General features: G+C 27.9%; 22 protein-coding genes. 21 read left to right on the plus strand and 1 reads right to left on the minus strand.

Annotated elements, in window-relative coordinates; all coding sequences use genetic code 11:
- The first annotated feature begins 7 nt into the window (after positions 1-7).
- The 10 genes from rfbC (at position 8) to BM549_RS02785 (ending at position 10,622) form a co-directional block, all read left to right on the plus strand.
- Positions 8-556 (plus strand): dTDP-4-dehydrorhamnose 3,5-epimerase, encoded by a 549-nt coding sequence (gene rfbC, locus BM549_RS02740; RefSeq protein ID WP_290468862.1) that lies wholly within the window; start codon positions 8-10, stop codon positions 554-556.
- Positions 553-1,410 carry a dTDP-4-dehydrorhamnose reductase gene (gene rfbD / locus BM549_RS02745; RefSeq protein ID WP_290468863.1) on the plus strand — a complete coding sequence of 286 codons (858 nt, stop codon included), beginning with the start codon at positions 553-555 and terminating at the stop codon, positions 1,408-1,410. The genes rfbC and rfbD overlap by 4 nt, the downstream gene beginning before the upstream one ends.
- 1 nt (position 1,411) lies before the next feature.
- Positions 1,412-2,668: a nucleotide sugar dehydrogenase gene (locus BM549_RS02750; RefSeq protein WP_290468864.1), complete on the plus strand. Its 1,257-nt coding sequence runs from the start codon at positions 1,412-1,414 to the stop codon at positions 2,666-2,668.
- A gap of 202 nt (positions 2,669-2,870) precedes the next feature.
- Positions 2,871-3,995, plus strand: a complete 1,125-nt coding sequence (gene wecB / locus BM549_RS02755; protein ID WP_290468865.1) for a non-hydrolyzing UDP-N-acetylglucosamine 2-epimerase — start codon at positions 2,871-2,873, stop codon at positions 3,993-3,995.
- Entirely contained in the window at positions 3,995-5,203 is a 1,209-nt protein-coding gene (gene wecC / locus BM549_RS02760) for a UDP-N-acetyl-D-mannosamine dehydrogenase (protein WP_290468866.1), read from the plus strand. Before wecB ends, wecC begins: the two co-directional genes overlap by 1 nt.
- A 53-nt stretch (positions 5,204-5,256) precedes the next feature.
- On the plus strand, positions 5,257-5,796 hold the full coding sequence (locus BM549_RS02765) for a hypothetical protein (protein ID WP_290468867.1): 540 nt from the start codon (positions 5,257-5,259) through the stop codon (positions 5,794-5,796).
- Between the two features lie 63 nt (positions 5,797-5,859).
- Entirely contained in the window at positions 5,860-7,227 is a 1,368-nt protein-coding gene (locus tag BM549_RS02770) for a hypothetical protein (RefSeq protein WP_290468868.1), read from the plus strand.
- A 235-nt stretch (positions 7,228-7,462) separates the two neighbouring features.
- Positions 7,463-8,359: an O-antigen ligase gene (locus tag BM549_RS02775; RefSeq protein ID WP_290468869.1), complete on the plus strand. Its 897-nt coding sequence runs from the start codon at positions 7,463-7,465 to the stop codon at positions 8,357-8,359.
- Positions 8,356-9,318, plus strand: coding sequence for a WD40 repeat domain-containing protein (locus BM549_RS02780; protein WP_290468870.1), 963 nt, complete (start codon positions 8,356-8,358; stop codon positions 9,316-9,318). Before BM549_RS02775 ends, BM549_RS02780 begins: the two co-directional genes overlap by 4 nt.
- Positions 9,319-9,332: 14 nt before the next feature.
- The gene (locus BM549_RS02785; RefSeq protein ID WP_290468871.1) at positions 9,333-10,622 is read left to right on the plus strand and encodes an oligosaccharide flippase family protein; all 1,290 of its coding nucleotides are present in this window, start codon (positions 9,333-9,335) and stop codon (positions 10,620-10,622) included.
- Positions 10,623-11,375: 753 nt separating this feature from the next.
- Here BM549_RS02785 and BM549_RS02790 read toward each other — a convergent pair.
- The gene (locus tag BM549_RS02790; RefSeq protein WP_290468872.1) at positions 11,376-11,507 is read right to left on the minus strand and encodes a hypothetical protein; all 132 of its coding nucleotides are present in this window, start codon (positions 11,505-11,507) and stop codon (positions 11,376-11,378) included.
- A gap of 309 nt (positions 11,508-11,816) precedes the next feature.
- Between BM549_RS02790 and BM549_RS02795 the strand changes: the two genes are divergently transcribed.
- The 11 genes from BM549_RS02795 to BM549_RS02850 are packed head-to-tail and all read left to right on the plus strand — an operon-like array spanning position 11,817 to position 23,291.
- The gene (locus tag BM549_RS02795) at positions 11,817-12,890 is read left to right on the plus strand and encodes a glycosyltransferase family 4 protein (protein ID WP_290468873.1); all 1,074 of its coding nucleotides are present in this window, start codon (positions 11,817-11,819) and stop codon (positions 12,888-12,890) included.
- Positions 12,887-13,531 carry a CatB-related O-acetyltransferase gene (locus BM549_RS13995; RefSeq protein ID WP_365336527.1) on the plus strand — a complete coding sequence of 215 codons (645 nt, stop codon included), beginning with the start codon at positions 12,887-12,889 and terminating at the stop codon, positions 13,529-13,531. The genes BM549_RS02795 and BM549_RS13995 overlap by 4 nt, the downstream gene beginning before the upstream one ends.
- A gap of 7 nt (positions 13,532-13,538) precedes the next feature.
- A complete protein-coding gene (locus BM549_RS02810; RefSeq protein ID WP_290468874.1) occupies positions 13,539-15,653 on the plus strand; it encodes a bi-domain-containing oxidoreductase in 2,115 nt (704 codons plus the stop codon).
- A 24-nt stretch (positions 15,654-15,677) separates the two neighbouring features.
- Positions 15,678-17,561: an alginate lyase family protein gene (locus BM549_RS02815; RefSeq protein WP_290468875.1), complete on the plus strand. Its 1,884-nt coding sequence runs from the start codon at positions 15,678-15,680 to the stop codon at positions 17,559-17,561.
- A gap of 3 nt (positions 17,562-17,564) precedes the next feature.
- Positions 17,565-18,809: a glycosyltransferase family 4 protein gene (locus BM549_RS02820; protein WP_290468876.1), complete on the plus strand. Its 1,245-nt coding sequence runs from the start codon at positions 17,565-17,567 to the stop codon at positions 18,807-18,809.
- Between the two features lie 4 nt (positions 18,810-18,813).
- Positions 18,814-19,419, plus strand: a complete 606-nt coding sequence (locus BM549_RS02825) for a sugar transferase (protein ID WP_290468877.1) — start codon at positions 18,814-18,816, stop codon at positions 19,417-19,419.
- Positions 19,420-19,424: 5 nt separating this feature from the next.
- The gene (locus tag BM549_RS02830; protein ID WP_290468878.1) at positions 19,425-20,201 is read left to right on the plus strand and encodes a TauD/TfdA family dioxygenase; all 777 of its coding nucleotides are present in this window, start codon (positions 19,425-19,427) and stop codon (positions 20,199-20,201) included.
- On the plus strand, positions 20,189-20,929 hold the full coding sequence (locus tag BM549_RS02835; RefSeq protein WP_290468879.1) for an aldo/keto reductase: 741 nt from the start codon (positions 20,189-20,191) through the stop codon (positions 20,927-20,929). Before BM549_RS02830 ends, BM549_RS02835 begins: the two co-directional genes overlap by 13 nt.
- A 4-nt stretch (positions 20,930-20,933) precedes the next feature.
- Positions 20,934-21,542 (plus strand): acetyltransferase, encoded by a 609-nt coding sequence (locus BM549_RS02840; RefSeq protein WP_365336524.1) that lies wholly within the window; start codon positions 20,934-20,936, stop codon positions 21,540-21,542.
- Positions 21,543-21,558: 16 nt separating this feature from the next.
- Positions 21,559-22,158 carry a sugar transferase gene (locus tag BM549_RS02845; RefSeq protein WP_290468880.1) on the plus strand — a complete coding sequence of 200 codons (600 nt, stop codon included), beginning with the start codon at positions 21,559-21,561 and terminating at the stop codon, positions 22,156-22,158.
- Positions 22,159-22,163: 5 nt separating this feature from the next.
- Positions 22,164-23,291: an aminotransferase class I/II-fold pyridoxal phosphate-dependent enzyme gene (locus tag BM549_RS02850; protein WP_290468881.1), complete on the plus strand. Its 1,128-nt coding sequence runs from the start codon at positions 22,164-22,166 to the stop codon at positions 23,289-23,291.
- The last annotated feature ends 61 nt before the right edge of the window (positions 23,292-23,352 follow it).

Here is a 23,352-nt window from a genome sequence, read left to right on the forward strand (position 1 = left end):
ATAATTAATGGACGTTATCCAAACCAAATTAAAAGACTGCTTTATTTTACAACCTAAAATTTTTGAAGACAAAAGAGGCTATTTTTTTGAAAGCTTTAATGAGAACACATTTCATCAATTAACAGGATCAAATACAACATTTGTTCAAGATAATGAATCTTTTTCTACAAAAGGCGTGTTAAGAGGTTTGCATTACCAAACAGGAAAACATGCTCAAGCCAAATTAGTTCGTGTAATAAAAGGAAGCGTTTTAGATGTTGCTGTAGACTTAAGAAAAGAGTCTAATACATTTGGTCAGCACATTTCAGTTGAGCTAACAGAATCCAATAAAAAGCAGTTGTTTGTACCTAGAGGGTTTGCACATGGGTTTATTGTTTTAAGTGACACAGCTATATTTTCTTATAAATGTGATAACTATTACAATAAAGCATCCGAAGCCGGAATTATTTATAATGATAAAGATTTAAATATAGATTGGAAATTAAATGAAAATCAATTTTTAGTTTCAGAAAAAGATGAAATACTTCCATCATTTAAAAATGCAATATTATCATGATTACTAACGTATTAGTAACAGGCGGAAACGGTCAATTAGCACAAACTATAAAAGAACATTATTTTAAAAACAATAATAATATACATTTTACATTTGTAACTAAAGCAGATTTAGATTTAACAAAATATAATCAAGTTGAAAACCTATTTGCTTCAAATAAATTTAACTACTGTATAAATTGTGCTGCATATACTAATGTAGAGCAAGCTGAAGATTTTAAAGAATTAGCATTTCATGTAAACGCAGAAGCAGTTAAATATTTAGCTATTATATGTAATAAAAACAACACGAAACTAATTCATGTATCTACAGACTATGTATTTAATGGCGAAAAAAAAGAACCTTATTTAGAAATAGATACAACAAATCCTATAAACAATTACGGCGCTTCAAAACTAAAAGGTGAAGTTTATATAGCTGAAAATATTCAGGATTATTTTATTATTAGAACCTCTTGGTTATATTCTAAATTTGGCAAAAACTTTTATAAAACGATAAAAGAAAAAATAGAAAACAATGCCGATTTAAAAATTACGGTAGCAGAAACTGGTACACCAACCAGTTGTGTAGATTTAGCCCAAGCTATTTATTTTTTAATAACATCTAAAAACATAAATTATGGCTTGTATCACTTTAGTAATAACGGTCAAGCAACTTGGTATGATTTTACCATAGAAATTGCGAAATTAATTGGTAATTATAATATAGATAAAATTCAACCAGTGCCATTTTTTAAAACAAAAGCTAAACGCCCAAAATTTAGTGTGTTAGATAAAAATAAAATAAGTACCATTTTACCACAAGAGATTCCTCACTGGAAAGATGCTTTAAAAGTATTAATAAATACTAAATAAAATGAATGACAAAATTGCTATTATAGGCTTAGGCTACGTGGGTTTACCATTAGCTATTGCGTTTACAAATAAAGGGTTTAATGTTATTGGTTTCGATATTAGTCTTTCAAGAGTAAAAGAACTTAAAAAAAATAAAGATCACACCTTAGAGGTGTCTGAAGAGGCATTAAAACAGGCAAAAACTTTAAAATTCACAAATACAATTAACGATTTAAGTGTTGCTAATATATTTATAGTTACCGTACCAACACCAATAACAAAACACAAGTTTCCAGATTTAACACCTATTATAAAAGCTAGTGAGACTATTGCTAAGGTTTTAAAAAAAGGAAATATAGTAATTTATGAATCTACAGTTTATCCTGGGTGTACCGAAGAGGTTTGTGCACCAATACTAGAAAACAATAGTGGTTTAAAATTTAATAAAGATTTCTATTGTGGTTATTCTCCAGAGCGTATTAATCCGGGAGATAAAACACATACAATTAATAATATTATTAAAGTAACCTCTGGAAGCACACCAGATACAGCAACAAAAGTAGATGAGTTATATAAAAAAATTATAGACGCAGGAACTCATAAAACAAGCTCAATTAAAATTGCAGAAGCAGCTAAAGTAATAGAAAACACGCAACGCGATTTAAACATAGCTTTTATAAATGAATTAGCTATTATTTTTGATAAACTAAATATAGACACAACACAGGTTTTAGCAGCAGCGGGTACAAAATGGAATTTTTTACCTTTTACACCAGGCTTGGTTGGTGGTCATTGCATTGGTGTGGACCCATATTATTTAACCTACAAGGCAGAGTCTGTAGGCTATCATCCAGAAGTAATACTTGCAGGAAGACGAATTAATGCTAATATGGGAATATTTGTAGTTAATAAACTTATAAAACAATTAGCATTAAGAGGACATGAAATTAAATCATCGAAAGTTTTAATTCTTGGTATTACTTTTAAAGAAAACTGTCCAGATATTAGAAACACAGGAGTTATAGATGTAATTAAGGAGCTAAAAGAGTTTGGTATGGAAGTAGATGTTTATGATTCTTTTGCAAATAAAAATGAAGTGCTAAAAGAATATAAACTAGAATTAATAACAGAATTGAATAAAAAATATAGTGCTGTAATTCTAGCAGTAAAACATGAGAAGTTCAAAAAACTAAGTTGGCAGAATTTTACAGATAAAGAAACTGTAGTGTTTGACCTAAAGGGCTTTCTGCCAGACAATATAGCTACCATTAGATTGTAATGATTAATAAATTTTAAATCAAATTTTATAAAATAACGAGAGATTATTGTTTAAAATTATGTGATATCATCGTTCAAAAATACACTTAACCGATAAAAATTTGGATTATAAATTATTATTCAAAAAAAGTAAGTTTAAATATATTACTTTTACAGTCGCAAAAAGCGTCTAAATATAAAGTCTAATAGACCTCAGTAATTAAATGAAAAAAAATCTTATTATTTTCGGTACAAGGCCAGAAGCTATTAAAATGGCACCTTTAGTAAAAGAGTTTCTAAATAGTGAAAAAGAGTTTGAAACTAAAGTGTGTATAACAGCACAACATAGAGAAATGTTAGATCAAGTACTCTCTTTTTTCGAAATCACACCAGATTACGATTTAGATTTAATGAAACCAAATCAAAACCTATACTCACTTACCGCAGATATTATAACTAATTTAAAGCCAATTTTAGAAGAGTTTAAGCCAGACTATGTATATGTTCATGGTGACACAACTACTACTATGGCGGCAAGTATAGCTGCATTTTATTCTGGAGCAAAAGTGTGTCATGTAGAAGCAGGATTAAGAACATTTAATAAACGTTCACCTTTTCCCGAAGAAGTAAATAGAAGTATTGCAGGAAGTGTATCAGACTATCATTTTGCACCAACAACAACATCAAAGCAAAATTTATTAAACGAAAATATTTCAGAAAATAATATTTTAGTTACAGGAAATACTGTAATTGATGCTCTAGACTTTAGTTCGGGTAAAGTAACCTCTTCTAAATATTCAGATGATGAGGTTGATACTTTAAAGAGTGTAGTAGATAATTCTAAAAAGCTAATATTAGTAACAGGACACAGGCGTGAAAATCATGGTCAAGGTTTTATTAATATTTGTAGCGCCCTAAAAGAAATTGCAGAGCAAAATAACGATGTTCAAATTATATATCCGGTACATTTAAACCCAAATGTACAAAAACCAGTATATGAGTTGTTAGCAGATATTGATAATGTGAAGTTAATAGATCCGTTATCATATCCAGCATTTGTATGGTTAATGAATAAATCATATTTAATTATAACAGATAGTGGTGGTGTTCAAGAAGAAGCACCAAGCTTAGGAAAACCTGTTTTAGTAATGCGAGATACTACAGAAAGACCAGAAGCAGTAGATGCAGGAACTGTTTTTTTAGTAGGAACAAACAAAGAAAAAATAGTAAAAGAAACAAACAACTTATTAAATAACGAAGAGGCTTACCTAAAAATGAGCAAGTTGCACAATCCTTATGGCGATGGTACTGCTTGTAGTAAAATAGTAAATTTTATTTCTAAATTGTAATGATAAATAATAAACCAACTGTTGTTATGGTAGGATTAGGCTATATTGGCCTGCCTACTGCAGCATTAATCGCTAGTAGAAACATTAAAGTTACAGGTGTAGATATTCATCAACACGTTGTAGATACAATCAATAAAGGAGAAATACATATAGTCGAGCCAGATTTAGATGGTTTAGTACATCATGTTGTAAAAGATAAATACCTTACTGCAAGTACAACACCTGTTGAGGCAGATGTATATCTTATTGCTGTACCAACACCATTTAAAGGCGATCATGAGCCAGACATATCTTATGTAGAATCTGCCGTAAGAGCTATACTACCAACATTAAAAGAAGGTGCTTTAGTTATTATAGAATCTACTAGTCCAGTTGGTACAACAGAAAAAATGGAAAAAGTTATTTTTTCTGAAAGACCAGAGTTAGAAGGAAAAATTTTCATGGCGTATTGTCCAGAGCGTGTGTTACCAGGTAATGTTATACACGAATTAGAACATAATGATAGAGCAATAGGTGGAATAAATGATGCTTCAACAGAAAAAGCCGTAGCATTTTACAAGCATTTTGTAAAAGGTCAATTACACAAAACAAACTCTAAAACAGCAGAGATGTGTAAGCTAGTAGAAAACTCATCTAGAGACGCTCAAATTGCCTTTGCAAATGAGTTGTCTATGATATGTGATGAAGCAGGAATTAATGTTTGGGAACTAATTAGATTAGCAAACAAACATCCAAGAGTAAATATTTTACAACCAGGAACAGGAGTTGGAGGTCACTGTATAGCAGTAGATCCTTGGTTTATAGTAAGCGAATTTCCAGAACAAGCAAAAATTATTCGAGCTTCAAGAGAAATTAACAACTATAAAACAGAATGGGTTATAGAAAAAATTAAAAGTACAGCGCTGCAGTTTGAATTAGATAATGGTAAAAAACCAAAAATTGCGGCAATGGGATTAGCGTTTAAGCCAAATATAGACGATTTAAGAGAATCTCCTGCTTTAAATGTAGTTGAAGCTTTAATAAATGAGAACTTCAATATTATGGCGGTTGAGCCTAATATAGAGTCTCATAAAACTCTAGAAATACATAACGCAAAAAATGCTATAGACACAGCAGATATCATTGTGTATTTAGTAGCTCATAACGAGTTTAAAACTTTAGAATCTAATAATATAACTTTGGATTTTTGCAATGTAACTAATCAGTAGAGTAATTTCTAATATTGTATATTTGAGTTATAATTAAAAATAAATATTTCGAAATGAGAATTTTTGTATTAATGATACTTTTTTTTACAGCAGTAGCATGCAAAGAAGAAAAGAAAGAAACTGTTGAATTAGAAACTGTTGAGACTCCAGAAGTTGTTGAAGAAACATTAGATTTCCCTAAATTAGAAGGTGTTCCACAATCTGTTAATTATATCTTTGAAGATGGTTATTTGTATTCGCCAACAATTCAAATAGACGAAATAGCTTCGTATCAAACGGAAGATAATACTTTTAATTTTGTAATTTATTTAAATAAAGATACAGATTTAGAAGAGTTACAAAAGCTTACTTTAGGTTTAATTTTATACCCAAAAGACTTATCAGTTTTAAAAACGGCCAAACAGAAAAAAACAAAAAGTATTGGTAAAGGTTATAGTACAGAAATTTATATTTTAGACAATAGTCCTGTAATTTCTGTTAAAGATTTTAAAGTTGCTACTAACGATTTCAATTTAATGAAAGTGTATTTTTATTCTAAGGAAGCAGGTGTTTTAAATGACAAAACATTAAGAATAAGTAATTTTACTTTATAGCCTTATTATTAAAATTTAAGTATTTATTTTACATGTTTTAATAAGCATTACAAATAATTAATTTTGACAGCAAGACAAACTAATAAATACATTGTATTATTTTTAATAGGTATTATTTCTATAATACCTATTTTCTTATCCAATAATATTGCGGCTCAATATGAGTTTTCTAATTACGCAATACTTCAATCTTGCTTGTTTTGGTTGCTGTTTAAATTTAAAGAAGACCGCTTTAAATTTTTATTATCACCAAGTTTTCTTGCAGTAAGTTATTTAAATATAAATTTTTTAATAGGTTCTTGGGTGTTTAAAAACGATTTGGTTTTTACAAGGCTGCTTCCAGACTATAAATTGTGGGAGTATGCAGCATCAAGAATGTTTCTATTTAATACTATAAATTTTGTAATAATTATATCTTACTTTTTACGCTTAAATTTAAGGTTTAATTTTAAAGAGCAAGTAAACCTTAATACTATTAATCAGCGCTTTTTATTTCAAATTACATTAGTTTCCTTTTTTGCAGTACTAATCGCTGCTCCATATTTAGAGTTTATTGGTTTTTATATTACAATTCTTAAAACAGTTCTTGCTTTAATTCTAATAACTTATGCTTTTAAAACATTTAAATTTGCAAAGCGATCATTTTTCTATTTATTAATCATATTCATTTTTGTTTTATTTTCAGTAGATAGTAAAAGGGAAGCCATATTTTTAGTACTTCCAATAATTTTATTAGAATCTTCTAAGTATAAATTAAGCATTAATTTTAAGCAAATTATTATATTTTCTGGACTTATATTCAGTATTTTTTATTTTATTATAATTATGTCTATACTAAGAAATTATGGTGGTTTTAAAGCTGATAATTTTCTCGAGGCAACAACATATGTTGATGATTATATAAAATCTAAAAATTTTGTTGCTGGGTTTATGAATAATTTAGAAATTTCTTCTACATATCTGCATTCTAACAATGTTATAGAATATATTAAAAAAGATAAAATAGACTTTGCATTGGGAGAAACAATTATAAAACCACTTTTTATAATACTACCAAGAAAGTATTTTGTTTTTAAACCGCGTAGTGCAATTGATATATATACAACTAAACATGATGATAAATTTAGAAATCGTGGAGGATCATTTCCTGTTAGTGTACAATCAGAACTTTATTTAAACTTCGGGTATTTAAGTTATATTTTCGCCCTTATATTTTTTACTTTTTTTAATGGTGTCTATAAAAATGTATTAAACTTAATAAAAGAAAATAGAATATTAAATTATGTTTATTTATTATATACCTATGAAATATTCTTAGCTCTAATTAGAGGATCTGGTTTAGATATATTTACAGTTTATACTATAATTTTTATAATATTTTTCTTCATCTACAAGTTGTTTTTAAAACTTAGTTATGTATTTATTAAGTAAAAAAATATTAAAAAACTCAAATACGCTTTTGCTAGCTTTATTTGGTTTTTTTTTGCCGCTTAGCCTTTTTTTTAATGGTAACACTATTGTTATGATATTGCTACTATTAAATGTTGGTTACGACTTGCTAAAAAGAAAGAGTTTTATTTTTGATAAAAGCATCTTCCTTTTGGTTTACTTCTTAATACTATGCTTGACCTTTTTTTATAGTGAAGAACTAAATTTAGGTGTTAAAATGATAGTTAAGAGTCTTCCGTTTTTATTAATACCTTTAGGTTTATTGACAACATCAAAAGTATCTAATAGACAACTAAACATATTGTCTATAGGTTTTTTTTTAGGGAATATAACAACCATAATAATTTCATTTATTTATGGAGTAGTAGTTTTTAAAAACAATCCATTACCTTTAAAAAATGGTTTTTCATACTTTACAAGCTACGTAGATATTCATCCGTCATATTTTTCAATTTTTATTCTCTATTCTGTATTACTTTTATTTTGGAATAATAGAAATAATAAAGATTTTACAAATTTTAAAAAATTAATAATTTTCATATCGTTAATAGCTATTCAATTGTATTTAAAGAGTAGGGCAGGATTATTAGCTACTACAATTATATTTTTAGTTTATAGTTTTTTACATTTAAAAAAAAGAGGCTTATATTTAATTTTATTAATTCCAATTGTTTTAATAACTGTATTTAAAAAAGACGATTTTTTAAATAGAAATACTTCTGGATCAATTGAAGATAGAGTGAGGATATGGGAAAGCTCAATAGAGGTTATTGAAAACAATTTACTTTTAGGAGTTGGGATTGGCGATTATCAATTTGAATTAGATAAACAATATTATTTAAATTCTTTTGATCATGGAATTAATGATAGATTAAACTGTCATAATCAATATTTACAAACCTTTGTAACATCTGGAATATTAGGAATTTTATCACTATTAAGTGTTTTTACAGCTTTGTTATATCGTGCAATAAAAAATAAAAATGAAATTATTTTATATTTTTTAATTTCAGTTTCAATTTTAATGTTTTTTGATTCTGTTTTAGTGAGGCAACATGGTATATTATTTTTCACCTTTTTCTCAACAATCTTACTTAAATATAAAAGCGAATGAAAAAAAATATTTTTTTATATTTAAGTATATTTTGTTTTACTATAGTTAATTCGCAAATTGATTTGAACCGTTGTAACGTAAAACAGAAACAGAGCTTTACTGTTAACAATATTCAATTTACAGATTCACTATTTATCCAGCAATCGTATACAATTAGTACATTATATGTTTCTAGAAATGATGGTTCTGGAAAAATAACAACAATAAATGGCTCTCCTTTAGGCATAAAATATGCTTTAGTAAATGATGCCCAATCTTATATAGCTATTGTAGATTATAATAATTCATTTAAAATAATTGATTACCCATTAAATACAATAGTTAAAGAGATACAAATTAACGCAGCCACTATCACCTCTGCCGTATGGTATAAAGACGTTTTAATTTTTGGGCTTAAAAATGGTATAATTCAATTACATTCAATTAAAGATAAAAGTGTAAGGTCTTACAAAATACATGAAGCAGCTATAGTTAAATTAAAAACATATAATAGTAATATATTATCAATTTCACATGATAATTATCTTAAAGAGATAAGTATCAATCAGGAAGGAAAGGTAATAAATGAAGTTTACTTGTCAAAAATTCCAACAGCTCTTGCAATTAATCCTACAAATAATAAAATAGCAATAGGAACTTTTGAAGGAGACATTTTAATTTTAGATTCTAAAAAATTTAATATAGAAAAAGAATTTAAAATTCATAAAAACCTTATTACAAAAATTAAGTTTTTTGATGAGCTAAGATTAATAACTTCATCGTTTGATAAAAAAATTAAAATTTTAAACATTGAATCATTTAACACCAAGACTCTATTTAGTTCTAAAGATTATGTAATGAATTTTGATTTCAATACCAAAAAACTTATCTACTCAGTTAGAGATGGTGAATTGGTATTTTTAAATTTAGAATGTAATGATAATAAAGGTTTACTTAATTTATTTAGCACGTTTAAATAACTAAAAATAAAAACTTGAAAAAACCAATAGAAAAAATTTTAAAAAATAAACTAATATCAGATTCTTTTTGGGCTCTTATGGGCAATGTTATTTTTAAAGGTTTATCGCTATTAGGAGGCATACTAGTAGCTAGACTTTTAGGAAAAAGTGTGTTTGGAGAATTTAGTATTATTAAAACCACATTTATATCAGTTGCATTTATAACTACATTGGGTTTTGGTTATACTACAACAAAGTTCGTAGCAGATTATAAAAAAAAACACCCTCAAAAACTTTATGCGATATTTAAATTTACTCAAAAAACAATTTTAATTTTAACAATAATTGCTTTTTTAATAGTTATTCTATTTTCTAAAAATATAGCTGCTTTAATTTTAGAAAACGAATCAATGTATCTCTATGTTAGATTAGTGGCAATTTTAATTGTTTTAAACAGTTTAAACTTTTTATATGTAGGTTACTTATCTGGATTAGGTTTATTTAAAAAAATGGCTAAGATTAACGTATATATAGGAGTAATTACTTTTATTCTAAGTGTTAGTCTTACATATTTTTTTAGTCTAATAGGAGCTTTAATTGCTTTAGTTATAGCTCAATCAATAAATGTATTTGCAAATTATAATTTAATTTCTAAAAACATTCAAATAAATAAAACTGAAAAAGATAAAATTCTTAATAAAAAAATCCTACTATACTCTTTACCAATTGCTATACAAGAAACAGTATATGCAATTATGTCGTGGTTGATAAATTTTTTAATAATACTATATGTTTCATTTGGAGAATTAGGTATGTATACAGCGGCAATTCAATTAAATGCCATAATTTTGTTTATACCAGGAATATTAAGAAATGTAGTGCTTTCTCATTTGTCTAAAAATTCTGACAATGAAAACTCTCATAAAACCGTACTTAATACAATTTTAATTATCAATATACTAGCAACTTTAATCCCATGTATATTAGTTTTTATATTTAGTGATTTTGTCTCTAGTTTTTATGGAAGTACCTATCAAGGCCTTTCAGATTTAATTGAAATTTCAATTTTCACAACAGTTTTTGTAAGTATTAGTAACGTATATGTACAAGCTTATATGTCAAAAAATATGAATTGGACAATGTTGTTCTTTAGAATAATTCGTGACGCTGGAATTGTTCTTTTATTTATATATTTAATTAATGAAAATAAGCCTGGAGCATCGTCTATGATTTACTCAAAGCTAATCCTTAGTGCTATATTTATGATAATTATGGTGCTTTTTTATAAGTTTAAATCGAGATCAATTACAAATGAGAGAACTTAAACAAAACTTATTAATTAAAATTGCAATTTGTTCTTTTTATATAGTCATACTTTTTGATTTTATAACAAAAGTGCTATTAATATATTCTAATGACACATTCTCTAAGTTTAGTTTTATTCCTAAAGTAGTAATCTTATGTACTATGCTATTTGTTTGTTTCTATTTAGGTACTAAGCAAAAAATTAAATTTATTATTTTATATACTCTAATGTTTTTTTTTGCAGTATTAGCATATTTAAACCTATACTTAGATTTTCAATTAAAAACGCTTTACAAACAACTTTATAGCCTTCTTTTATATTCATATCCATTTATTTTGGTTAGCTTCTTTAATGTTATTGGCAAAAATAATAGGAGAGCAATTATATTATCTCTAGAAAAGCATATTTTAATAATAGGAGTAATAAGTAGTATCTTAATTTTTATAGGTCTAATTACTAAAATTGAACTTTTCAGGTCATATAGTTTCTCAAACAGATTTGGATATAATGGAATTTTTTTAAAAACTTCAGAAGCTAGTTATTTTTATATTTGTTTATTATTATTATGCCTATACTTATTTAACAATAAGTATAAATTACTTTTTATTATTTCAACATTACTTAGTTCTTTATTAGTGGGAACCAAAGTTGTTTGGTTAAGTATTTTTTTAATAATTCTTATTTATTCATTTAAAAAATATAAAAAAACAACTGCAATATTTTTACTTATACCTATTACTGTATATTTTAACTTTAGACAAAAAATAGACTCTTATTTAATAGAATTATGGCCAAGAGGAGAAATTTTATATAACGAAAACGGTATTATAACAATCTTAACTTCTACAAGAGACATATTGTTAGAAAGAACAATTCTTTTTTCAAAAGAAAATTGGTCTTTCATAAACTATCTTTTTGGAGGTAATAAGTATTGGCTACATAAAGTAGAATTTGAATTTATAGATTTGTTTTTTTTATTTGGAATATTTGGAATAATAATATTTTACCTTTTCTTAAAAAATAGATTTATAAATAGATTACAAGGGAGTTTTAGTAAGTATACGTTAATTATTATTTTAATTTGTGCTTTCTTTGCAGGGAATTTTTTTAAAAGCTTTTTAAGCTTTACTGTGTTTTATTTAGTTTTTGAGATAATAATTTTAAAAGAAAAAAAACTATTGTACGATAAAACATCAAAAATTAAATAATATTTATGAGCAAGAAAATTTTATTTATAACACAAAAACTCAAACACTATAGAGTACCAATACTAAATTTAATTTCTTCTAATGAAAATATAGATTTAACTGTTGCTCATTCAGGGAAAAAAACTATTCAAAAAAATATAAATTTCAAAGAATTAATTATACCCCAAAAAAAAATTGGACCCTTCTATTTACAAGGAGATAATTTTGTGAAACTTTGTAATTCATTCGATGTTGTTGTAGTGATGTGTTATTTACAAAACATTTCCTATATGCAATTACAATTTTTAAAGAACAGGAAATTTAAACTAATATATTGGGGAATTGGAGTTAAAGCATCTCAAAACAGTAAATTCGATTCTCCAACTATCTTAAATTATTTTAGATATTTTATTGCAAGAAAGGCAGACGCGATGATTTTTTATTCAGATTATGCTAAAAACAAGCATGTAGCAAGAAAAATAAATCCGAATAAACTATTTGTTATGCAAAATACTATTGAAGTTCAAGAACAAATTAATACAGAAGTTGATAAAAACTGTATTTTGTTTGTAGGAACATTAAATAAATCTAAAAAAATATTTTTATTATTTGAAGCATATAAGGAAGCATTAATACTCTATAAAGATTTACCTTTGTTAAAAATTGTCGGTGACGGCGAAGATTATCTAGAAGCCAAAAAATGGGTTGTAGATAATAATTTAGAAAATAAAATTATTTTATATGGAGCAATTTATGAACAAATTGAACTCGAAAAACTATTTAAATCAGCGTTAGCCACAATATCTCCAGGACAAGCTGGATTATCAGTTCTGTCTAGTTTTGCATATGGTGCACCATTTATAACTAGCTCTAATGCAATTACAGGAGGAGAAAGATTGAATATAAAAAATAATTATAATGGATTGCTTTTTGAAAATGACAATGAGTTAAAAGAGATACTAATTGATATTCATAATAATCCAGAAAAATATATAGAATTAGGTAAAAATGCAAAAGAGTTTTACTTAAAATATAGAACACCAGAAAACATGGCTAATTCTTTTATAGATGCCGTAAAATATGTAATACAAAAACAATGAAATCATATTTAAAGTCTTTTATTTCTCCTAAAAAAATCTTTTACAAAAACATTTCATTTTTAGCTTATTGGTCTAATGATTCAACTTTTTCAAAACATTCTGAGATAAGAAGATTTGCAAAATTAAAAAGCTGTAAAATAGGGAAGTATAGTAGAGTAAACCCTAATAGTAAATTCTCTAATGTTACAGTTGGTAATTTCACAGCTATTGGTAGAGATACAACAATTGGCTTAGGTAAACACCCATTAAATTATGTTTCTACTCAAAATATTTTTTATAAAAAAAATAATATGAATAATCAATGGGTGAAAAATATAGATTTTCCTGCAGAGAGAACTTATATTGGTAATGACGTGTGGATAGGTGTAGAAGCAATGATTTTAGATGGTGTGGTTATTGGAGATGGAGCAGTAATTGGAGCAAGATCTGTAGTGACTAAAGATATACCTCCGTATGCTATTGCAGTAGGAAGTCCTGCTAAAGTTATAAAGTATAGGTTAGAAAAAGAAGTAATAGAAAGATTATTAGAAATAAAATGGTGGGATTTTACAGACGAAAAAATTTCTGAAAAAGTAGAGTTTTTTAGAGAAAAAGAAGTAACAATTGATGTTCTAAATAAATACTTTCCTAAAGAAAAATAAATTTAATATGAAGCAAATCCTTCAATCCTTTAAAACAGGTAGTACAGAGTTAACTGATGTCCCAGCACCAAAAGTAAAAAGAGGACAAGTACTAATACAAACCACAAGAAGTTTAGTGTCTTTAGGTACAGAACGAATGTTAGTTGAGTTTGGAAAAGCATCTCTTATACAAAAAGCAAGACAACAGCCAGATAAGGTAAAAATGGTTTTAGATAAAATTAAAGCTGAAGGCCTTATGCCAACTTTAGAAACTGTTTTTAACAAATTAGAACAACCACTACCTTTAGGGTATTGTAATGTAGGAAAAGTCATAGCTGTTGGTGAAGGTGTTTCAGGATTTAAGGTAGGTGACAGAGTCGCTTCAAATGGACAACATGCAGAATTTGTATGTATTCCACAAAACTTAGTAGCACACATACCAGATAGTTTAACAGATGAAGAAGCAGCATTTACTGTTATAGGAGCAATTGGTTTACAAGGAATACGTTTAATTAACCCAACAATGGGAGAAACCATTGTGGTTATAGGTCTAGGATTAATAGGTTTATTAACAGCCGAAATGTTAATAGCTAATGGCTGTAAAGTAATAGGTTATGACTTAGACGATTCTAAAGTTGAGATGGCAAAATCTAAGGGCGTTATTGCTTTTAACCCAACTAAAGGTAATGATCCAGTTAAATTTGTTTTTGAAAACACAAACAATGTTGGAGCAGATGGTGTAATTATAACCGCTTCTGCTAAAACAAACGATATTATTTCTCAAGCTGCCAACATGAGTAGACAGCGAGGTAGAATTGTTTTAGTTGGTGTTATTGGTTTAAATATTTCTAGAGCAGACTTTTATGAAAAAGAATTAAGTTTTCAAGTTTCTTGTTCTTATGGGCCAGGAAGATATGATGATGATTACGAACAAAAAGGAATAGATTATCCATTGCCATTTGTACGTTGGACAGAAAAAAGAAACTTCGAAACTGTATTACAACTTATAGAAACAGGTAAGTTACAAGTTAAAGAGCTTGTTTCTGATGTGACACCATTAGAAGAGTTCAATAAAATTTACGGTAATATTGGGCAATCAAAATCTATTGCTTCTATAATTAAGTATAACGAAAATAATGTTCCAGATCACAGCATCACTGTTAATAAAAAGGAGTTAGAAGTAAATAAAGGTGTTATAGCATTAGTAGGTGCAGGAAATTTTACTAAAATGACCTTGTTACCAGCCTTAAAAGGAACAGATGCGCAAATAAAACACATTGTGTCTTCAGGTGGTGTTAACGGTACTGCTCTTGCAGAAAAGCACAACATTGCACAAAGTACAACAGATTACAATTTGGTTTTAGATGATGAAGATGTAAATTTAGTAATGATAACTACAAGGCATAATTTACATGCTAACATGGTAATTAAAGCTCTAAATAAAGGAAAACATGTATTTGTAGAAAAACCTTTAGCTTTAAATGCAGAAGAACTACAAAACATTGAAGAAGCTTATAAAGATAGTAAGGGTACTTTAATGATAGGTTTTAACCGTCGTTTTTCTCCACATACACAAAAAATGAAATCTATAATTGGAGATGCACCAATGAATATTATAGCTACCATGAATGCTGGTGCAATACCTCCAAATGTTTGGGTACATGACATGGCAGTTGGTGGCGGAAGAATTATTGGTGAAGCATGCCACTATTTAGACCTAATAGTATATTTAACAGGAAGTAAAATTAAAGCGGTTTGTATGAATGCTTTAGGAGAGAATCCAGAAGAGAATACAGATAACGCTTCTATTTTAGTAAAATTAGAAAACGGCTCAACAGGTGTCGTTAATTATTTTGCAAATGGTGCAAAATCTTACTCTAAGGAACGTTTAGAGGTTTATTCTCAAGAGAAAACGATAACTATGGATAACTTTATTAAAACTACTGGTTATGGTACTAAAGGGTTCTCTAAATTAAAAACGAAGTTAGATAAAGGTCATAAAAATCAATTTTCAACTATTTTAAGTGAATTAAAAAAAGGAAGTGTAGAGCTTATACCTTATAGTGAGTTAATTAACGTTACCAAAGCAAGTTTTGCAGCTATTGAAAGCTTAAAAGAAGGACAGTGGGTTGAGGTAAAATAACTTTTACTGGTTTAAAATTTTAATATGATTCAAAAAATAAAATTAGTTTTCAACTTGTTGAAAAACATGGGATTGCGTTATGTTTTGTTTAGAATCTATTATGCGATTTCAACAAAATTAGGATGGCAAAAAAAAACGTTTCCTATAAATCCAGATTTTAAATCATTTATAACTCTAAAAGAGTGGAAAAACAATTTGTCTCCTTTTTTTTTCTACGGAAAAGACATCCATAACCTTCCAAAGGTTAGAGATGAGAAATTAAAAGCTACTTTTCAAAAGATTGAAAACGGAACCTTTACTTTTTTTAGTAAACAAGAATTAACCTTAGGGAAAAACTACGACTGGATAACAAATCCAATAACAAATCATAAGTATGATATTTCTAAGCATTGGAGTGAAATACAAGATATTTCACTGGAAGCTGGAGATATAAAATTTGTTTGGGAGAAAGCAAGATTTTCGTTTTTATATGATGTTATTAGGTATGATTATCACTTTAATGAAGATCAGTCACAACTGGTTTTTAATGAAATTAAAGACTTTATATCTAAGAACCCTATAAATCAAGGTCCAAACTATAAATGTAGCCAAGAAATAAGCTTAAGAGTTCTAAATTGGACATTTGCACTCTATTATTATAAAGATTCAGAACATTTAACCGAAACACTGTATCAAGAAATAATGAATTCAATATACTGGCAATTGCACCATGTATATAATAATATTCATTTTTCAAGAATTGCAGTACGCAACAACCATGCTATAACAGAAACCTTAATGTTATATCTATCTGCCAAACTCTTCCCATTCATGGCAGATACAAAAAAGTGGAGCATAAAAGGAAAAAAGTGGTTTGAACAGGAAGTGGAATATCAAATATATAAAGATGGTACATTTCTTCAATATTCTATGAATTATCATCGTGTAACGGTGCAATTATTAACATGGGCAATTCAATTGTCTAAATTAAATAACGAGAAATTTAATCCTGTTGTTTATGATAGAGCAGAAAAGTCATTACGTTTTTTAGAAACTTGTTTAGACCCAATTTCTGGAAAATTACCAAACTATGGGTCTAACGATGGTGCATTGTTTTTTAAGCTAACAAATGATGATTATAGAAATTACAAATCACAATTAGACGATTTACGTTTAGCTTTAGGTAAGAATTGTTATTATAAGTCCGAAAGTAGTTTTTGGTATGGTTTTAAAAACCAAAAACAAGCACATAATATTAAAATTCCAGAAATAAATACTTTTGATAAAGGAGGATATTACATTATTCAAGATCAAGATGTAAAAACATTTATACGTTGTGGAAAATATAAAGATAGGCCTGCACAGTCAGACAATTTGCATTTAGATATTTGGGTAAATGGTAATAATATTCTAAGAGATTCTGGTTCTTATAAATACAATACAGAAAAAGAATTTATAAATTTCTTTAATGGTTGCGAAGGCCATAATACTGTAGGAATTGAAGGCGAGAACCAAATGCAAAAAGGCAGTCGTTTTATATGGTATAATTGGGTTAAATATGCTAAGGCAACCTTAATTAAAAAAGAGAATAACTATATATTTAACGGTGAAATTAAGGCTTTTAAAAACTTAGGAAACAATATTTTTCATAATCGAACTGTAATTAAACACGTTGGTGAAAATCAATGGGAAGTTATAGATAATATTAAAAATGCTACAAATAAAACCATTTATCAATATTGGCAAATAAATCCAGATTTTCAAGACACTTTAAAAATAGAGGCTTTCGATGCAGATGACCTGAAAATAGAGCCTTTAATAGAAGAAAAATGGTTTTCTGGTTATTATGGTGTGAAAGAAAAGTCAATAAGGTTTACTTTTGCAACCAATAAAGGAAGTTTTAAAACCACAATTAAAATAGATAAATAATATATGCGCATTCTTTTAATTCATCATGCATTTTTAGAAAAAAATGATGGCGGTGGTTCTCGTTTTAATGAAATGACTCAGGTTTGGGCAAGCCAAGGGCATGAAGTAAGTGTTTTAGGTGGGATGGTTCATTATGCAACTGGTGAGAAAAATGCAAGATATAAAGGGAAATATTTCCATACAGATAAACAATTTTATAAGGGTGTAGATGTTTATAGATGCCACGTTTCAGAAAGCTATAACGTAAATTTTATAGGAAGACTTTGGGCTTATTTTTCATTTGTATTTTCCAGTATTTATGCTGGTTTATTTAAGGTTAGTGGTAAGTTTGATATAATTGTGGTTACATCACCGCCACTTTTTGTTGGGATTACTGCCTACGTATTATCACTTTTAAAAAGAACACCATTTGTCTTTGAAATTAGAGATTTATGGCCAGAATCCGCAATTGATACAGGTGTATTACAAAATAAAACGATTATTAAATTTGCTTATTGGTTTGAAAATTTTATATACAAAAGAGCTAAGCTAATAAATGTATTAACTCCAGCATTTAGGGACACCTTAATTGCAAAGAAAAAAGTGCCTGAAGAAAAAATTATATTCATTCCAAATGCTGCAGATTTTACTTTAGCAGAAACTATTCAAAGAGATTTTGATGCAGATGCATTTAAAAATGAATTGAAATTAAAAGGTAAGTTTATTATTACATACGTTGGTGCTCATGGTGTTGCAAATCATTTAATTCAATTGGTTGATGCTGCAGAAAAGTTAACAGATACCAACGTTGTTTTTCAATTAATTGGTTCTGGTATGCAAAAAGAAATGCTTCAAAAAGAAGTATTAAAAAGGAAACTAAACAACGTTATATTTAGAGATCCAGTATCAAAAGCGGAGGTTTTTAAATATATAATAGCTTCAGATTTAGGGGCATCTGTTCTAAAAAGAGTAGACACTTTTAAAACCATATATTCAAATAAAACCTTTGATTATATGTCTTGTAAAAAACCAGTCTTATTAGCAATTGAAGGTGTATCGAAACAATTAGTAAATGATGCAAAGTGTGGCATATGCGTAGAGCCAGAAAACGCAGATGATATTGCAAGTAAAATTAAAAATTACATTACTAATATTGAAGACTATAAATCTTATGGAGAAAACGGATACAATTATGCGAAGCTTCATTTTGAAAGAAAGCAATTAGCTTTAGATTACTTAGAAAACTTGATTAAAGTAGCAAAAAAATAGACTCATGTATAAAGCTATTATCAAACCGTTATTAGATTTCTTTTCAGCATTATTTATACTAATAATGATATCTCCAATCTTTATAATTTTATTGATTTTGTTATTCATTAATAATAATGGCAAGCCATTTTTTACACAACCAAGAGGAGGAAAAAATAATAAAGTATTCAGGGTTATTAAGTTTAAAACAATGAATGACAAAAAAGATGCTAATGGGGAATTGTTACCAGATAATATTAGGTTAACTAAAGTAGGAAGTTTTGTAAGAAATAAATCTTTAGACGAATTGCCTCAACTTTTAAACGTTTTGAAAGGTGAAATGAGCCTAGTAGGACCAAGACCTTTTATGTCTGAGTATCTTGAAATATATACAGACTATCAAAAAAGAAGACATGAAGTAAAACCAGGAATCACTGGATGGGCACAAGTCAATGGAAGAAATAGCATTAGTTGGCAACAAAAATTTGAATTAGATATCTGGTATGTTGATAGACAACACTTTTTGTTAGATATTAAAATACTTTTTCTAACTTTGCTTAAAATTATAAAACCTACAGATGTTAATCAAGAAGGAGAAGCAACTATGGTTAAATTTAATGGTAAAAATTAAACATAATGGAATTTATAACAGACGTAAAATTAAGAACTAATGATCCTGTCGAGGCGGCCAAAGTTGTTAAAGCAGCATTAGCAAAATATAAAGTAATTAAAGTTATTCCAGAATGGTATTTAGGAGACCTAAGAGCGTTCTACGATGTTTTTGTAGATGGTTTAGGAGATCCAATAAATATTGGTGAAGATTTTACAAAAGGAGGCGAGCAAACACACGAAAAGTGGTTGGAAATTAGGTATGATGCAGATATACCAGATTTAGCAGCCTATAGACATAGTAAAAATGCACAACCACTACATACAGATGAGTCTTATATCTCAGATCCAGCAGATGTTATGATGTTTTATGGTATAAATAAAGCAGTTAAAGGTGGTGCTACTACATTTATTGATAGTAAAGTATTAATAAAATATATGGAAGAAAATGCTCCAGATTTATTACAGCGTCTAAAAGCTACAGACGTTAGGTATAAAAAAGCAAATGAGGAACGCACAGAAAAGATAATAGATTTAAAAGCAGATGGAGAAATCCATTTTAATTTTAATTACTACTGTATAGATAAAGATGAAACAGAAGAAAATAAAGCGTTAAACAAGGAGTTTTTTGATTTTCTTCAAAATTACATTGCACATTCTCACATGGTAGAACAAGTAACATTAAATCCTGGTGAAGCTGTATTATGGTGGGACGAGTTAGTGTTACATGGTCGTACCTCTTATGAGGTTGAAAAAACAAACGATAGATTTATCTGGAAAACAGGTTTTAAGTGGAGGGATTAAAAGCCAATTTGGGTTTAAGTAACATTACATTAGGTACTATGCGGTTTTTTGATAAATCGTTAAGCTCAAATGAAGTTACAAGTCTAATTGAAGAAGCTTATAGTATTGGAATAAATACTCATCATTCATCCTCAGAATACAGTTCTTATAGTCTATATACAGCGGCTTTAAAAAAAGCTAGTTGTGCAAAAAATGTAAAACATATTGTTAAGATGTCTGCACCTCATTTTGAGGATAATATTTTTTCATCTAAACTATTTGAAAATAGAGTAGATAACGCATTAAAAGTTTTAAATATCGAGCAAATAGATGTTTTGCAATGGTTATTACGCTCTAAACCTATAAATGATCAAGACAGATTAAATACACTTTTTAAATTTAAAGATGAAATTGAAGATCTTTTATTAAAATTAAAGCAAAAAGGTAAAATAAAGTCTGTTTTTAGTTTCCCTTACTCTGTTCCTTTTGCCGAAAAAGTAGAAAAACTAAATGAGATAGATGGCATCATATCATATTTAAATAAAGAAGAACAAGACTATTCAAAGTTTGCAACAAAAAAACCTTTTATAGCTATAAGACCTTTTTTTGCAGGCGCACTATTAAAGGATTCAAAAAATATTAATGAAAGGATTAAAAGTTGTTTAGACTTTATTCAAACAAATAAAACAGTAATATCTACTGTTGTTGGTATTAATTCTATACAACAATTAGAAGCTTTTAAAAACTAAAACAATGCTTATGTTTTTATATGGTGCTGGTGGTCACGCAAAAGTTATAATAGACATTATTTTATTTTCAACAGAATATAAAATTGAAGGTATTTTTGATGATTCTCCATCTAGTAAATCCATTTATAATATACCAATAGTAAAATCACTATCAGAAAACATTTCCAATCCCCAAGTAATTATTAGTGTAGGTAATAATAAAATTAGAAAGAAAATAACCCAAAACTTAGTAGCTACATATTTAAAAGCAATTCACTCTAAGTCCATTATCTCTAAGCTAGATGTGGAAATTGGGGAAGGTACAGTTGTAATGGCTAATGCGGTAATTAATCCCAATTCAAAAATTGGTAACCATTGTATAATAAATACTGCTGCTGTTATAGAACACGATTGTAAAATTGCAGATTATGTACATATTTCTCCTAATGCAGCATTAGCAGGTAATGTAATAGTAGGAGAAGGAACTCATATAGGTTTAGGAGCAAATGTAATACCAGGAATAAAAATTGGTAAATGGTGTGTTATTGGTGCAGGTTCAACAGTAATAGAAGATATCCCAGATTTTTCAGTTGTAGTTGGTTCTCCTGCAAAATTTATTAAAACCAATAAATAATAAACTATATATAAAAGTGCTAAGTGATACTCAAAAAATAATAAAACGAACTTTTGATTTTACTTTAGCTGTAAGCATACTTTTATTTATATGGTGGTTTATATTATTACTTGCAATAATTAGTTCTATAGACACAAAAAAATCAGGAATATTTATTCAAGAGAGAATAGGATATAAAGGTTTACCCTTTAAAATTTATAAAATTAGAACAATGAAATCTTCTAATGAAATTGAACTCTCTAATATAACTACTAAAAATGATAAAAGAATAACAAAAATAGGTAGAAAAATTAGGCATTATAAATTAGATGAATTACCTCAAATTATAAATGTAATTATTGGCAATATGAGCTTTGTAGGACCAAGACCAGATTTTAAAGGGTATGCAGATAATTTGAAAGGTGATGATAGAATATTATTAACAGTAAAGCCAGGTATAACTGGTCCGGCATCTATTTATTTTAAAAATGAAGAAGATTTATTAGAAAATCAATCAAACCCAGTAAACTATAATGATAATGTAATTTGGCCTAAAAAAGTTGAATTAAATAAAGATTATATTAAAAACTATTCTTTTATTAATGATATTACATATATATATAAAACAATAATTTAAATCTAATGAACTCAAAAATATGGCTATCCTCACCACATATGGGAGGCAATGAGCAAACGTACATAAAGGAAGCTTTCGACACAAATTGGATAGCACCATTAGGACCTAATGTTTCGGGTTTTGAAAATGATTTAGAAAGCTATTTAAATCAAAATGTTCATGTTGCCTGTTTAGCTTCAGGAACATCTGCAATACATTTAGCATTAGTACAATTAGGAGTTACTATTGGCGATGAGGTTATTTGTCAAAGCATGACGTTTTCAGCTTCGGCAAACCCAATAAAGTATCAAGGTGCAAACCCTATATTTGTTGATAGTGAAATTGATACTTGGAATATGTGTCCAATTCACCTTGAAGCAGCTATAAAAGACAGAGTAGCTAACGGTACAAAACCTAAAGCAATTATCATAGTACATTTATACGGCATGCCAGCTAAAATTAGCGAGCTTAGAGCAATTGCAAATAAGTATGAAATTCCTATTGTTGAAGATGCTGCAGAGGCTTTAGGCTCAACCTATAAAGGTGTTAAATGCGGAACCTTTGGTGATTATTCAATATTATCTTTTAACGGAAATAAAATAATTACAACCTCTGGTGGAGGCGCAATGGTATGCAACACAAAAGAAAAAAAAGAAAATACAATTTTTTTAGCCACTCAAGCTAGAGACCAAGCACCACACTACGAGCATTCTCAAATTGGTTTTAATTATAGAATGAGTAATATTTGTGCAGGCATTGGCCGTGGGCAAATGGAGGTTTTAGACAAGCATATAGCACTTAGACAAAACATGAATGTATTTTATAAAAATTTATTTAATGATATAGATGGTATTAATGTATTTCAGGAATATAATAAAGACATTGTATCTAATCACTGGTTAAGCTGTATTGTATTTAGTGATAAAGCACCATTTTCAAAAGATGAATTTTATAACAAAATGTTAGAAGATAATATAGAAACACGTCCGTTATGGAAACCAATGCATTTACAGCCAATATTTAAAAATGCACCGTATTATGGTGCTAAAGTAAGTGAAACGTTGTTTAAAAATGGTCTTTGTTTACCAAGTGGTTCTAATCTTTCAGATGCTGATAGAGTAAGAATAACCAATGTGGTTAAAAACCTAATTTAGGTAAATTTAATATTGTAAAACGCTGGTATATTATTATATTGTAACAACTATACTCTTTATT

This window comes from Lacinutrix sp. MedPE-SW (assembly GCF_001874145.1).
Lineage (GTDB): Bacteria > Bacteroidota > Bacteroidia > Flavobacteriales > Flavobacteriaceae > Lacinutrix.

Excerpts from the sequence above, each read along its gene's own strand:
- rfbC (WP_290468862.1), top strand. The coding sequence starts at position 8 with ATGGACGTTATCCAAACCAAATTAAAAGACTGCTTTATTTTACAACCT.
- rfbD (WP_290468863.1), top strand. The coding sequence starts at position 553 with ATGATTACTAACGTATTAGTAACAGGCGGAAACGGTCAATTAGCACAA.
- BM549_RS02750 (WP_290468864.1), top strand. The coding sequence starts at position 1,412 with ATGAATGACAAAATTGCTATTATAGGCTTAGGCTACGTGGGTTTACCA.
- wecB (WP_290468865.1), top strand. The coding sequence starts at position 2,871 with ATGAAAAAAAATCTTATTATTTTCGGTACAAGGCCAGAAGCTATTAAA.
- wecC (WP_290468866.1), top strand. The coding sequence starts at position 3,995 with ATGATAAATAATAAACCAACTGTTGTTATGGTAGGATTAGGCTATATT.
- BM549_RS02765 (WP_290468867.1), top strand. The coding sequence starts at position 5,257 with ATGAGAATTTTTGTATTAATGATACTTTTTTTTACAGCAGTAGCATGC.
- BM549_RS02775 (WP_290468869.1), top strand. The coding sequence starts at position 7,463 with ATGATAGTTAAGAGTCTTCCGTTTTTATTAATACCTTTAGGTTTATTG.
- BM549_RS02780 (WP_290468870.1), top strand. The coding sequence starts at position 8,356 with ATGAAAAAAAATATTTTTTTATATTTAAGTATATTTTGTTTTACTATA.
- BM549_RS02790 (WP_290468872.1), bottom strand. The coding sequence starts at position 11,507 with ATGAAAGACCAATTTTCTTTTGAAAAAAGAATTGTTCTTTCTAACAAT.
- BM549_RS02795 (WP_290468873.1), top strand. The coding sequence starts at position 11,817 with ATGAGCAAGAAAATTTTATTTATAACACAAAAACTCAAACACTATAGA.
- BM549_RS13995 (WP_365336527.1), top strand. The coding sequence starts at position 12,887 with ATGAAATCATATTTAAAGTCTTTTATTTCTCCTAAAAAAATCTTTTAC.
- BM549_RS02810 (WP_290468874.1), top strand. The coding sequence starts at position 13,539 with ATGAAGCAAATCCTTCAATCCTTTAAAACAGGTAGTACAGAGTTAACT.
- BM549_RS02815 (WP_290468875.1), top strand. The coding sequence starts at position 15,678 with ATGATTCAAAAAATAAAATTAGTTTTCAACTTGTTGAAAAACATGGGA.
- BM549_RS02820 (WP_290468876.1), top strand. The coding sequence starts at position 17,565 with ATGCGCATTCTTTTAATTCATCATGCATTTTTAGAAAAAAATGATGGC.
- BM549_RS02825 (WP_290468877.1), top strand. The coding sequence starts at position 18,814 with ATGTATAAAGCTATTATCAAACCGTTATTAGATTTCTTTTCAGCATTA.
- BM549_RS02830 (WP_290468878.1), top strand. The coding sequence starts at position 19,425 with ATGGAATTTATAACAGACGTAAAATTAAGAACTAATGATCCTGTCGAG.
- BM549_RS02840 (WP_365336524.1), top strand. The coding sequence starts at position 20,934 with ATGCTTATGTTTTTATATGGTGCTGGTGGTCACGCAAAAGTTATAATA.
- BM549_RS02850 (WP_290468881.1), top strand. The coding sequence starts at position 22,164 with ATGAACTCAAAAATATGGCTATCCTCACCACATATGGGAGGCAATGAG.